Raw genomic sequence first — 13,766 nt, forward strand, 5'->3', positions numbered from 1 at the left:
AGGTCCCGCTAAATGCCGGGACCTTTTTTTGCAGTTATAACAGAAAATTAACCACACTTAGAAGAACCACAGTCCTTACAGGTTAAGCATCCTTCCTGGTATATTAGATTTGAGGAATTACAATTGCTGCACTTTTCCTTTTTGGCAACAGTACCGTCAGCGATATAACGCTTAAGAGCTCTTACCACACCATTCTTCCAGGTATTGATAGATTCACTATCAAGCTGAAGGCTGTTAATAAGATCTACCACATTGTCTATAGACATTCCGTGACGAAGCGTACTGGAGATCAGTTTCGCGTAGTTCCAGAATTCCGGATTGAACTTATGTGAAAGACCTTCAATTGTCGTTTTATATCCACGTTTGTTCTCATACTGGAAATCGTAACGGGATGATCCGTCTTCATTTCTGGCCTTGATAATATAACCTTCGGTTACCCATCTTGGGATTAGGATACCTTCTTCATCATCGGCAAAACCGGTGAAGATCTCGTAAGGTCTTCCGTCTACCAGACCAATGAAAGCGATCCATTTGTCTTTATTATTCTGGAAACGAACTACATCTGCAGTTAGAACTTCCGGTCTTTTTAATGGGAAGTTACCCGCTGTAGTTTCAGTTTCCTCTTCTTTTTTCTCTTCATTAGAAATAAGAACTCCAGAACGTGAACCGTCACGATAAACAGTTACTCCTTTACATCCAGCTTCCCATGCTTCCAGGTATAATTTTCCTACCAGCTCCTCATCAACATCATTAGGGAGGTTGATGGTTACACTAATAGAGTGATCTATCCATTTTTGAACAGCTCCCTGCATCTTCACTTTGCTCAACCAATCCACATCGTTGGAAGTCGCCTGGTAGTAAGGTGATAATTTTACCAGTTTGTCAAGATCTTCCTGAGTGTAATTCTTATCGATCTCGTGACCATTGGCTTTCATCCACTCCTTGAAACGATGGTGGAAAACCACGTATTCTTCCCATGAATCTCCAACTTCATCTACAAAATCTACTCTTGCATCTTTATCATTAGGATTCACTTTTCTTCTTCTCTTGTACACTGGAAGGAATACTGGTTCGATACCAGAGGTAGTCTGGGTCATCAAACTTGTAGTTCCGGTAGGAGCGATGGTAAGAAGGGCAATGTTTCTTCTACCATATTCCAGCATATCATAATAAAGCTTTTCATCAGCCTCTTTAAGTCTAAGGATAAACGGGTTGTCTTTTTCTCTTTCTGAATCGAAAATAGAAAAAGCACCTCTTTCTTTAGCTGTATCTACAGAAGCCCTGTAAGCAGCTAAAGCAATATTCTTGTGGATATCTACAGAAAAGTCTATTCCTTCCTTGCTACCGTATTTAATACCAAGACCGGCTAGCATATCACCTTCAGCAGTGATACCAATTCCTGTTCTACGACCTTCATAAGCTTTCTGACGGATATTCAACCATAGGTTCTTTTCAACAGCTTTGATCTCATCACTTTCTGGGTCTGAATCGATCTTGGCCAGGATATTGTCGATCTTCTCCAATTCAAGATCAATGATGTCATCCATTATTCTTTGTGCCGCAGCAACGTGCTTCTTAAATAAATCGAAGTTGAAATGCGCCTTATCTGTAAATGCCTCCTCTACATAAGAAAATAGGTTGATTGCAAGTAAACGACAAGAGTCATAAGGACAAAGCGGGATCTCACCACATGGGTTTGTTGAAACCGTTTTGTATCCAAGATCTGCATAACAATCTGGCACAGATTCGTTGATCACGGTATCCCAGAACAGGATTCCTGGCTCAGCAGATTTCCATGCGTTATGAACGATCTTTTTCCAAAGCTTATTCGCTTCTATATCTTTCTGGAATTTAGGCTTCTCGCTAAATACCGGGTATTTTTGAGTATAATTGCTGTTGTTTTTAACAGCTTTCATAAATTCATCATCAATTCTAACCGAAACATTGGCGCCTGTAACTTTCCCCTGTTCCATTTTAGCATCGATAAAATCTTCAGCATCCGGATGATTAATGGATACTGAAAGCATTAAAGCTCCACGTCTTCCATCCTGGGCAACTTCCCTGGTAGAATTTGAATAACGCTCCATAAAAGGAACAATTCCCGTAGAAGTCAATGCCGAATTCTTTACCGCAGAACTTTTTGGGCGAATGTGAGAAAGGTCATGACCAACTCCACCACGTCTCTTCATTAATTGTACCTGCTCCTGGTCTATCTTCATAATACCACCATAAGAATCTGAATTCCCATCATTCCCAATCACGAAACAGTTAGAAAGTGATCCAACCTGGTATGGGTTTCCAATTCCTGCCATCGGGCTTCCCTGAGGTACGATATATTTGAAATTTTTGATAAGGTCAAAAACTTCATCTTCGCTCATAGGATTAGGATACTTTTTTTCAACTCTGGCGATCTCCTTCGCGATACGTCTGTGCATATCATCTGGAGTAAGTTCATAGATATTTCCATCGGAGTCTTTAAGGGCATATTTATTTACCCAAACTCTGGCGGCAAGATCATCGCCTTTGAAATATTTTAGAGATGCTTCATAAGCCTGTTCCTGGGTATAGGTTTGTGGAACGACTGGTTTTTCTTCTACAGGCATATAAATGAGATTTTTAGGTTAGAATTTCGTTTTACTGCGGTATAAAACTAATCAAAGAAATGAGACAATTAACAAATCGTTTAGAAAAAGTTATCAAGAAAAAACTGTTAATATATTGACTATCAGCAAACTAAAAAATTACTAACAATAGAAAGTTGACAAATAATGAAAATTATAATTTTCATATTTGAAATTGTGTTGGATAGTTCCAATGCAGAAATATTATTGCGGGAACAAACAGAATTCGTGAAAATTTGGTCAGAAATTCTTAAAACTACCCCTAAAAAAAAGAGGCCCCGCTGTGGGCGGAGCCTTCATTGAATTAACACCTATGAAAATTCAAAAATAAAAGGTTATTTGGTGATCGAGTAAATGGCATAACTATTTGCCGGTACTTCGATCTGAACCATCCCATTTTCATCGGAGGTAGGGTTATATGTTGTGTTACCACTATAATCCATCAGGGTAACATTATTCCAGTTTGAACTTACAGACCTTCTCTTGGTGCTGTTGCTGATGCTAATATAGAGAATTAATCCAGGATTTGTGCCTGTTCCGCTTCTTTTCATAATATATTCATCATTATCTGCATAGAGCACTTCCAACTCACCTGTAGCCAGGCTATTATGAATGTTTATAAGGTTCTTAATTTCCTCTTTAAAGGCTTCATCTTCATAATCCAGATAGAAAACAGATGGATATCCCGGGTGGGTAAGGATAAATGAGTAAGCTTTCATCTTGTTAGAACGCTTAATATTGTTATCCTCATTCGTATCTTTTTCGGTGTCGTGATTCGCCGTAAAGGTGATGGCTTTTTCCGGATAGGTCTGCCAAAGCATTTCTCCCTGCAGATTCGTAAGATCCTCGTACCTGTCTAGACTTTCTTCAAGTTTATAGAATGCCGCGAAATCGAAAGCTCCACTTCCAGTTTCTTCAACATATTCTTCCAGTACAGAAGCACGACCATCCCAAAGTTCAGCAACAGAAAAGCCGCCAACTTCATCCAGCCAGGCTTTTACCACCCATGGCTCGAAGCCAAGAACATAATCGAATCTCCAGCCATCAAAGCCCATGACATTCTTGTAATATTTAGCAACAGAATTATCCTCTTTCCAAAGCCAGTTCTGCACTCTTTCCCTGTTATGGTCAAGATTGGTCTCGGCATAGAAAAGACTACCCGGGTCGTAATTGCTTACGCTATTTGGATAAAAATCCTCATAATTACGGTTGAACATTCCAGATGCATTCCCATGTTCCTCATCAAACAAGGTATAGGTTTCCTTGTCTCTGTATGGATTATATTCAAGTCCGCCGCCGCTGTTATGGTTAATTACGATATCTGCGATCACTTCCACATCATTATCATGTGCCGTAGCAATGAAGGTCTCCAGTTCTTCTCTTGAACCAAAGCGAGTCTCAGTAGTACCGTGCTGCTCGTAATTTCCGAAGTCGAAATAATCTGAAACATCATATCCCATGGAGTATCCTCCAGACTGACCTTTCGTGGCTACAGGAACCCAAAGACGATCTATACCTGCATCGGCCCAACCAGGAACTTTTTCGGTAAGATTGGTCCACCATTCAAAACGCGGTTCTACATCCCAGTAGAATGCCTGCATCATTACACGACTCCCATTATCATAATCTGAAAGATTCAAGGGCTGTGGGTCTGGATTAGGGTCTGGATCTGGGTCTATGACCACATCATCTGTAGGATCTACCACATCTCCTGAATCATCGGAAGAACATCCGGTTAATCCTATCATAAGGCTTAAAGCACCGATTATCAAATACTTATTTTTCTTCATTTTTCGAATTTTAGGAAAAAAAAGGCTGCGGGAAGGCAGCCTTTTTCTTAGAAAATTTTGTTTTTATTCTTCAGTTACCTGAGGTACGAAAATATACCTTCCGGTAAGGTCGTTAAACCAGGCTTCGTAAATTCCCTCGGCAGATACGATGATATCATCTCCTGTAGCCTGACCACTAGGGAAGTTTTGACCACCACCCCAGTTTACGTCCCAGGTCTGGTTAGCTCTGAATTTGATCCCTGCTTCAGAAAGTTCAACATCTTTTGCATACCAGATGTGCGGATCAAAAGAAGACTGAGTTAAAAGGATGTCTGGTGTTGGGTTATCGTCACCTGGCCATCCTACAGTAGTACCTTCTCCAACAAGACCAATCATGTTGTATACAGTAGCTCCTGAAGCATCATACGATTCAAGGCTGTAGGTCATTTCATCTATATTGATAGTGAAAGTATAGTAACCTGCAGCATCTACAGGTATTGCCGGTGGATCTGCAACATCTTCGGTTGGTCTGTACATTAGAGTTCCGTTCTCACCACCATATTGTGGAGCCCACGCACCTCTATTCTCGATCACTTTTACACTACCGGCATTTAATTTCCCGGTATAGTAATAGATGTTCTCGTTTTCTGAATCTCTGAACAATGGATAGTTATTACTTGTTGCAGTGTTATCCCATCCAGTAGCGGTAGCATCTCCCACAAGGAAAAGGTCCATTTTCGCTGGAGCTTCTTCTTCACCTTCTTCTGGCAATACTACATTTAAAGAGATCATTTCTGAAATCTCTTCCAGGCTGTTGCTGGCACCGTCACCGGCATAAGCACGAACTCTGAAATATACCTGTCCTGAATTAGGCATTTCGGTATTAGGATCATTGTCAAGACCAGCATCCTCAGCAAGATCCATTAACTGGCTTACTGTTACTGCCAGGTTATTCTGAGAAGTAGTTCCAATTACATCAAACCCTGAAAAATCTGAAGCCGTTGAACCCTGTAGTTCATAAGTAACCGGGGTAGGGGCATTGAAGTCTACCTCGTTCCAAACAAAACGCTCAGCTATGTTGGCAGATGTCTGGTTAGTTAAAGTATAAGATTCTGCAGTTGAATTGGTGAACATGATCCCTTCAGGGTCTGGTTGTGCCACAAATACTACGTCATCATCATGGTCGCAGGAAGTGAATCCCACAAATGCGATTATCGTTAATAAGAAAATTGAAAACTTTTTCATTTTGATTCTATTGTTATATTAATATCCTGGATTTTGGGTTAAGTTGGTGTTCACACCTAGATCTGAAGCCGGAATTGGCATAAGATCCCTGAAAGATTCGGTAGTGGTTCCTTGTGGAACTCCGCCTTTAAATGGCCATACTCCGCCATCAGAGAATTGTCCGAATCTAATAAGATCTGTTCTTCTGTGTGCTTCCCAGTAAAGTTCTCTGGCTCTTTCAGCAAGAATGAAATTAAGGGATAGATCGCCTGAAGAAATGTTATTATCTGAATTTCCATAAGCTCTTTCTCTTAATTCGTTGATGTAAGCTACAGCATCGGCTTCGCTTCCACCTCCACCTCTAAGAACAGCTTCCGCGTACATAAGGTAAGCATCTGCTAAACGGAACATCGGGAAATCTGTATCTGGAAAATCTCCGGTTGGATCTGATCCTGCGTTGCCATCGGTATCGATATTCTTGTATTTAGCTACAGCATAACCATCTGTAAAGCTAGAGATATCCTCAATCTCTTTAGATTGTCCTTCAGTAAAGAAAATAGCTCTTTCATCCTCAACTTCTTCAATTGCATCATCCTCATCATCAAGGAATTTGTTTACCAGGGCAGAGGTAGTTCTTAGACCAGCCCATCCACCGTTGATACCAAATGCATCAGGATCCATTTCTCCACCTACGGCAGCGTGAATAATGAAGGTCATCCCTCCATAAGCCTGAGTGTTGATCCCATCAAAAGTAATTGGGAAAATGATCTCGTTTTGAGCACCGTTAGAATTGTTATCTGCTAGGAATAATTTCTGATAATCATCTACCAGGCTATAGTTGGCATCGATCACCTTATTTGTGTAATTCACTACCTCACTGTATCTGCCTGTACCGGTATATTTCTCGGCATTCAGGTACAACTTTGACAGTAACATCCAGGCAGCGGCCTTGTCTGCACGTCCATATTCATTAGCACCTGCATCAATAAGATCACCTTCAATAGCTAAAAGCTCACTTTCTATATAATCGAAAAGTTCGTTGCTTGAAATTTGTTCCGGAAGGAAAGCTCCAACAGCATCCTCTTCAGTTACGAAAGGAGGATTTCCATAAAGGTCCAGAGCATGCCAGTAACTAAGCGCTCTTAAGAACCTTGCTTCAGCTCTGTAAACAGCGATCTGATCCTGCGTTGCAGCATCTACACCACGGCCTTCCAGCACAGAAGGTTCTGTTTGTCTAAGATATTCGTTAGACTGTGCGATTTGGTACATCACTCTGGAATACATGGTTCTGATGAATTCGTTACCAGAAGTCCAGTTTTGGTTGTGAAGGTCTTTAATAGTACCATCATTCCATCCAATTACAGCCTCATCTGTAGTAAGTTCCTGTAATTTCCAGTATAAACGCATATACTGTGAAAATCCTTCGTCCAGTCCGGAAAGGTCTGGGTCACCGGCCGGTCCATCCTGACCGCTTATAGCAAATCCTGCGTATAGCTTAGCAAGAAATTGTTTGTATGCTTCCGGATCTTCAAATGCAGATTCAGAAGTTTCCCTGTTGTCCTCTGGCTTAAGGTCTAATTCGCTTTCGCAAGACCATAATACAGCCAATCCGAAGAGAACAAGGAAAGTCGATTTTAGTTTATTAAACATGATTCTTGTAATTTTTCTATTATTCATTAAAATGCAATATTCAGCCCAAGTACAAATCTTCTTGATCTAGGGTAGAAGTTGTTGTCTATTCCTCCAAATACTTCAGGATCCAGCCCTTCATAATCTGTGATTACCAATACATTGGTAGCCGTTAATGAAGCTCTGAAATCAACTTTTTCTCCAGGGATTGTATACCCAACACTAATGTTGTCAAGTTTTACGAAATCTGCTGCCTGTAGGTAGTAATCTGAAAAGAACTGGCTGTTTACAAAGCCTGTCTCCAGTACGTTAGAGTTCAGGTTAGAATAGTAATTTGAAGGTGTATTCGTTCCTGCCTCGATAAATCCGTTAGCAGATTGCGTGTTATTATAAATGTAATTCCCGAAGCTTCCTCTAAAGGTAAAGCTAAAATCAAGATTCTTATAATTCATCGTATTGGTTAGACCCATGTAATAATCTGGGGTAGCCTTCTTATAAGGTTGCTTATCTGCTTCAGTGATCTGGTTGTCACCGTTAACATCTACATAAGCACCTTCGATTGGCTGTCCCTGCTCATTATATACCTGTCTGAAAACAAAGAATGTCGTTGGATCATATCCTTCTTTCCATAGCTGAATGTTGTTACCAACACCACCGCTAATTCCTCCTTGAGGAATAAAGAAATTTGGATCGTCTCCAAGAGTTAGTTTTGTGATCTCCAGGTCCTGGAATGAGATATTGTAATTCAGGGTCCAGTTGAAATCTTCAGATCTGGCGATATCACCGCTTAATCCAACTTCGATACCTCTACTTACCGTAGTACCTACGTTAGTTAGCAACTGGTCTGAAAGGTTTGCCCCGGCAGGAACCGGCACGGTAGCGATAAGATCTTCAGTTTCTCTGTAATAAGCATCTACAGATCCGCTTAGTCTATTGCTGAAGAATCCGAAATCGATACCAGCGTTATAGTTGATAAGGCTTTCCCATTTAAGGTCTTCGTCATATTCTTCAGGTCTTAAAGTAGGTACAAAAGTACTTCCAAACTGGTATCTCGCACCTCCCTGGCTAGGAGTATAAAGTCCAAGGTAACCGTAGTTTCTTCCAATTTCGTAGTTACCGGTCTCACCGTATCCACCTCGAAGTTTCAATTCAGAAATAACATTTGAGGCGGCAAGGAAATCTTCATTATGCAATTTCCAACCTACAGAGGCAGCCGGGAAATAACCCCATCTGTTCTGTGGTGCTACTCTTGAAGAACCATCAGCACGAATACTTCCCGAGATAAGGTATTTATCATTAATATCGAAACTTGCTCTGGCGAAATAAGACTCCAGCGCGTTACGATTAATGTCTCTTGGGAAATCGAAAACCTGGTCCTGCTCTGTTCCTGTAACATCAGAAAAAGAATAGAATTCCTGGTAAGAATGTCCTGCCGTAAGGTCTACTTCAGTAGTATTCAGAAAATTTACATCTGTCTTATAGTTTAAATAAGTATCCAGAAGAAGGTTTCTGTTAATATTCTCGTAATTGCTGAACTGGTCTATGTTGGTAGTGTTCGCAGCAGCAACTAAAGGACGAAAAGTACCCCCGCTGGCTTCAGCATAATCGAAACCTGCATTTACAACTGCTTTCAATTCTGGAAGGAAGTGAAATTTATATTCAGCGTTCAGGTTGGTGATAGATCTCCTGGTCTGGTTATCATCTTCATAAAGATCCAGAAGTGCAACCGGGTTTCTCGTTGCAAGATTCTGCTGAACGATATCTCCGCCTGATAGTCTATTGAATTCGAAATAACCTCCAAAAGGAAGTGTATCATCGTATACAGATTGAGTAGGGTCGAAGGCCACAGCAGCACCAATAGCTCCCTGGTCGGCAAACTTATTCTTGTCTAAACTGTTCTTAGAAGTCAAAGACAGTTTCAGTTTATTATCAAAAAGATCCTGGTTCAAAGCTACGTTAAAAGCGTTTCTTTCGTAGTAATCTCCAGTAAGCACACCATTTTCAGCAGTGTGGTTAAAGTTAAGCCTGTAATAGAAATTACCAATACCCTGGGTTGCGGTAAGGTTGTGAATAGCACCAAAAGAAGTTTCATAGATCTCATCCTGCCAGTCTGTATCTGAATCTCCTAAAAGAGAAGGATCTGTTCCCGGGGTATTGTTGATCAAATTTCTGAATTCCTCAGCGTTAAGTACATCCACCTTATCGTTAATGCTTCCGGTAGATACCTTTACATCATAAGAAAACTGGAATGGAGTATCCCTTTTACCTTTTTTGGTAGTGATCAGGATTACCCCGTTTGAAGCTCTGGAACCATAAATAGAAGTTGCCGCAGCATCTTTAAGTACGGTAAAGTCTTCAATTTCATTTGGGTTAATAGAGTTCAGCGCGTTTCTGGAACCGGCAACACCTCTCTGGTCCAATGGCACACCATCTACTACAATTAAAGGGTCGTTGGAAGCAGAAAGCGATGAGCCACCACGAATACGGATGGTTCCTCCCTGTCCCGGAGCACCACCACCAGGGGTGATCTGTACACCGGCAGATTTACCTGCGATAAGTTGTTCCGGGGAAACAACCGCTCCCTGGTTAAACTGGTCTGCAGAAATCTTTTCCACGGCTCCGGTGGCATCCTGTTCTGAGGTCGCACCGTATCCTATTAAAACCACTTCTTCCAGTGTGGCAGAATCTTCATCTAATAAAATATCGATGGTAGACTGGCCACTATAAGTGATCTCTTTGGTTGCGAATCCTAAATAAGAAAAGGTGAGAATATCACCTTCCGCAACATTACTAATGGAATAATTACCATCAAAATCTGTAACAGCACCGTTCGTGGTACCCTGAACAATTACGTTGGCACCTGGAATCGGTAACCCTGTGGCGCTTTCGCTCACATTACCGGTAACGGTGTTTTGGGCAAAAAAGCTCATTGGCAGCATCAACAGCAAAAACAATGTGCTTTTAAATAAAGTTCTCATAAATTTTCTATTGGTTTTAAATAAAAATTAACCTTATATTTTTACTTCCTGAGGTTAAATGTATGTAAAATGATTGCCAATATTCGGGGAATTCCCGTCAGTACTGCGACGAAAACGTTTTCGTGTTGAAAACTTTTCATTGTTATGACATTAATAATTTAAATATGGTAAATTTGAAGGACTGAAAATCAGGGCTGCCCAAAATCAAGAATATCGAAACTAAATGAAGCCAAAACTTACCCTAAAGAAAATTGCGAAAGAATTAGATGTTTCTATATCTACCGTTTCAAAAGCTTTGAGAGATAGCCCCGAAATAGGGGAGGAAACCCGAGAAAAGATCAAGGCTTTTGCTAAACATTATAATTACAAACCAAACAATATTGCCTTAAGTCTTAAGAACAGGAAGACAAAAACCATAGGTATTATTATCCCGGAGATCGTGCACCATTTTTTTACTACCGTGATTAGCGGGGTGGAGAAAGTGGCCAATGAGATGGGATATAATGTTTTTGTGTGTCTTTCAGACAACTCCTTTGATAAGGAAGTACTTAACATGGAGATGCTGGCTAATGGGAGTACCGATGGTTTTATCCTTTCCCTGGCCAAGGAAACCATGCAAAAAGGAGATTATCATCATTTAATTGAAGCTATCAACCAGGGGATGCCCTTGGTGTTGTTCGACAGGGTTGTGGAGAATATTGCCTGTGATAAAGTGATCATAGATGATGTGGCCGGTGCTAAAAAAGCGGTTCAGCATTTATATGATATAGGATGTCGCAAGATCGCGTTGATCTCAACGGTAGATTACGTGAGTGTCGGGAAACTTCGTACCAAGGGATATAAGGAGAGCCTGGAAGAAAATGGACTGGTATATAATGAGGACCTTGTTCTTAAGGTGGAGGAGATGGAAGATTCGGAAGCTGAGATCTCAGAATTTCTGAAAGATAAGGACGTTGATGGTGTTTTTGCGGTAAATGAGCATTTTGCTATTTCAGCGATCAAGGCTATTCAGGAACAGGGTAAAAAAGTTCCTGAAGATGTTTCGGTAATTGGATTTACAGATGGAGAGCTTTCCAAAAGATTCATTCCAAGTTTAACTACCGTAAGTCAGCACGGGATGAGAATCGGGGAAGAGTCGGCAAGGTTGTTAATAGAGAAGCTTGAGCGCACTCCTACAGAAGAGGACTATTATAAAACGATCATAGTAGAAACAGGTTTGGTGGTTAGAAATTCAACAAAATCAAAGAAATAGGCAGGGCGTTTTAAAATTTATATATATTTGCCTCAGTTGAAATTTATCAGAACTTATATTTTTACTTCCTACCTTGTTTAAGTTTTGATAAGTCATTGGCTTATCGTGATCATTAAAATTTACGATATGCGTAAACGTACCTTAAGCTTCTGGGAGATCTGGAACATGAGTTTCGGTTTTCTCGGAATTCAGTTTGGATTCGCCTTGCAGAATGCCAATACTTCAAGAATTTTTGAAACCCTTGGGGCTAGTGTAGAAGAGATCCCGATCTTGTGGATCGCCGCGCCGGTTACCGGTTTAGTGGTACAGCCAATAATAGGATATTTTAGCGACCGCACCTGGACCAAACTGGGCAGGCGTAGACCTTATTTCCTTATTGGTGCCATTTTATCTTCCATAGCCTTATTCATTATGCCTAACTCGCCAACCTTATGGGTTGCCGCGGGAACACTTTGGATCATGGATGCTTCCATAAATATTTCCATGGAACCTTTCAGGGCATTTGTGGGAGATAATTTGCCAGACAGGCAAAGGACTCTCGGTTTTGCTATGCAAAGTTTCTTTATTGGAGTAGGGGCCGTAGTAGGTTCGTTATTACCATATATGTTTACCAATTGGTTCGGGATTAGTAATACTGCGCCAGAAGGGATCATACCAGATTCGGTAAAATGGTCCTTTTATGTAGGTGGTGTCGTCTTTTTACTGGCCGTATTATGGACGGTCATTAAATCTAAAGAATACTCCCCTGCAGAACTGGAAGCCTTTGAAAAAGAAAAATTGAAAGACAAACCTGAGAGGGTTGAGGTTATAGATAAATCAAAAAATATCAGGAACCAGCTTATTATTGGGGTGGTCATGACCGTAATTGGAGCTATTATTTCCTTTTTGATCTATCAGAACGGGCTTACCAAGGAATTATATATCCTATTCGTAGGTCTTATTATTGCGGGAATTCTCTTTATTATCGTTTCTACTTTAAGGAAAAAGAAGATACGAAATGGTTTTACGGTGATCATCACAGATATGCTGAATATGCCCCCAGCTATGAAACAACTGGCGTGGGTGCAATTCTTTTCCTGGTTCGCCTTGTTTTCCATGTGGATCTATACAACTCCTGCAGTTACCGGTCATGTTTTCGGGACTAACGATACCACTTCAGAATTATACAACGATGCCGCAGACTGGGTTACCGTGATGTTCACTGTTTATAATGGAGTTGCGGCAGCCGTAGCATTCTTATTGCCGGTGCTAGCCAGGAGAACAAGTAACAAAGTTACCCACTTACTTGCTTTGACCGTGGGTGGTTTAGGACTTATATCGGTCTATTTCTTAAGTGATAAAGTAGGCTTACTCTTAGCGATGGTTGGAGTAGGTGTGGCCTGGGCCAGTATCCTTTCTATTCCATATGCCATGTTATCTGGTGCGCTGCCTTCAGCAAAAATGGGATATTATATGGGAGTTTTCAATTTCTTTATTGTGATCCCACAGATCGTGGCCGCGACCATATTAGGGTTTTTAGTAAAAGAACTTTTTAATGGAGAACCTATTTATGCCTTGATGGTAGGAGGTTTTTCCATGATCTTATCAGGACTTTTAACTTTAAGAGTTCAAACAAATAAAAGAATAAATATAGATGAGCAATCATAAAGCATTCATATTCGATCTGGATGGTGTAATAGTAGATACTGCCAAATTTCATTTTCTGGCCTGGAGAAAATTGGCGAATGATCTCGGATTTGATTTTACCGAAGAGCAGAATGAGCAGTTAAAAGGAGTAAGCCGGGTAGAATCTTTAAAAAGGATTCTGAAATGGGGAAATATGGAGCTTGCAGACGATGAGTTTGAAAGGCAGATGGCCATGAAAAATGAAAATTACTTATCTTATGTGGATAAAATGGACGAAAAGGAAATTCTTCCCGGAGTTCAGAAGGTGCTGGATTATCTTACAGAAAACAATGTGCCTTTTGCCTTGGGTTCAGCAAGTAAGAACGCCAGACCCATTTTAAAGAAAATAGATCTGTATGATAAATTCGATGCCATAGTGGACGGTACAGATGTAAGCAGGGCAAAGCCAGATCCAGAAGTATTTTTAATTGCGGCAGATAAATTAAAGACAGATCCACAAAATTGTGTGGTATTCGAAGATTCTGTTGCCGGAGTACAGGCAGCGAATATCGGTAAAATGACAAGTATAGGAATTGGAGATAAGGAAGTGCTGAACGAAGCAGATCATGTCTTCCCCGATTTCACAGAGATTAAAATAGAATTTATAGAAAACTTATTGAGAAAATAG

8 protein-coding genes are annotated in these 13,766 nt (G+C 40.6%); 3 read left to right on the top strand and 5 right to left on the bottom strand.

The genetic code is table 11. The features are described 5' to 3' along the window. Window positions 1-47 precede the first annotated feature (47 nt). From C8P64_RS14450 to C8P64_RS14470, 5 genes are all read right to left on the bottom strand, one after another. A complete protein-coding gene (locus C8P64_RS14450; protein ID WP_108172782.1) occupies window positions 48-2,603 on the bottom strand; it encodes an adenosylcobalamin-dependent ribonucleoside-diphosphate reductase in 2,556 nt (851 codons plus the stop codon). Between the two features lie 353 nt (window positions 2,604-2,956). Further along, complete coding sequence (locus C8P64_RS14455; RefSeq protein WP_108172783.1) at window positions 2,957-4,411, bottom strand: alpha-amylase; 1,455 nt, start codon at window positions 4,409-4,411, stop codon at window positions 2,957-2,959. Window positions 4,412-4,474: 63 nt separating this feature from the next. Next, entirely contained in the window at window positions 4,475-5,635 is a 1,161-nt protein-coding gene (locus tag C8P64_RS14460; protein WP_108172784.1) for a SusE domain-containing protein, read from the bottom strand. 18 nt (window positions 5,636-5,653) lie between these two features. Then, window positions 5,654-7,264, bottom strand: coding sequence for a RagB/SusD family nutrient uptake outer membrane protein (locus C8P64_RS14465; RefSeq protein ID WP_108172969.1), 1,611 nt, complete (start codon window positions 7,262-7,264; stop codon window positions 5,654-5,656). Window positions 7,265-7,290: 26 nt separating this feature from the next. Next, entirely contained in the window at window positions 7,291-10,221 is a 2,931-nt protein-coding gene (locus tag C8P64_RS14470) for a SusC/RagA family TonB-linked outer membrane protein (RefSeq protein ID WP_108172785.1), read from the bottom strand. Between the two features lie 223 nt (window positions 10,222-10,444). On the opposite strand from C8P64_RS14470, the gene C8P64_RS14475 reads away from it, so the two are divergent. The 3 genes from C8P64_RS14475 (at window position 10,445) to pgmB (ending at window position 13,766) form a co-directional block, all read left to right on the top strand. Then, window positions 10,445-11,473, top strand: a complete 1,029-nt coding sequence (locus C8P64_RS14475) for a LacI family DNA-binding transcriptional regulator (RefSeq protein WP_108172786.1) — start codon at window positions 10,445-10,447, stop codon at window positions 11,471-11,473. Between the two features lie 126 nt (window positions 11,474-11,599). Further along, on the top strand, window positions 11,600-13,120 hold the full coding sequence (locus tag C8P64_RS14480) for an MFS transporter (RefSeq protein WP_108172787.1): 1,521 nt from the start codon (window positions 11,600-11,602) through the stop codon (window positions 13,118-13,120). Next, window positions 13,107-13,766, top strand: coding sequence for a beta-phosphoglucomutase (gene pgmB / locus C8P64_RS14485; protein WP_108172788.1), 660 nt, complete (start codon window positions 13,107-13,109; stop codon window positions 13,764-13,766). The genes C8P64_RS14480 and pgmB overlap by 14 nt, the downstream gene beginning before the upstream one ends.

The organism is Christiangramia gaetbulicola, from assembly GCF_003054225.1.
Classification (GTDB): domain Bacteria; phylum Bacteroidota; class Bacteroidia; order Flavobacteriales; family Flavobacteriaceae; genus Christiangramia; species Christiangramia gaetbulicola.

Bases quoted from the DNA above. Each gene is read 5' to 3' on its own strand.
- C8P64_RS14450 (WP_108172782.1), bottom strand. From the start codon at position 2,603: ATGCCTGTAGAAGAAAAACCAGTCGTTCCACAAACCTATACCCAGGAA.
- C8P64_RS14455 (WP_108172783.1), bottom strand. From the start codon at position 4,411: ATGAAGAAAAATAAGTATTTGATAATCGGTGCTTTAAGCCTTATGATA.
- C8P64_RS14460 (WP_108172784.1), bottom strand. From the start codon at position 5,635: ATGAAAAAGTTTTCAATTTTCTTATTAACGATAATCGCATTTGTGGGA.
- C8P64_RS14465 (WP_108172969.1), bottom strand. From the start codon at position 7,264: ATGTTTAATAAACTAAAATCGACTTTCCTTGTTCTCTTCGGATTGGCT.
- C8P64_RS14470 (WP_108172785.1), bottom strand. From the start codon at position 10,221: ATGAGAACTTTATTTAAAAGCACATTGTTTTTGCTGTTGATGCTGCCA.
- C8P64_RS14475 (WP_108172786.1), top strand. From the start codon at position 10,445: ATGAAGCCAAAACTTACCCTAAAGAAAATTGCGAAAGAATTAGATGTT.
- C8P64_RS14480 (WP_108172787.1), top strand. From the start codon at position 11,600: ATGCGTAAACGTACCTTAAGCTTCTGGGAGATCTGGAACATGAGTTTC.
- pgmB (WP_108172788.1), top strand. From the start codon at position 13,107: ATGAGCAATCATAAAGCATTCATATTCGATCTGGATGGTGTAATAGTA.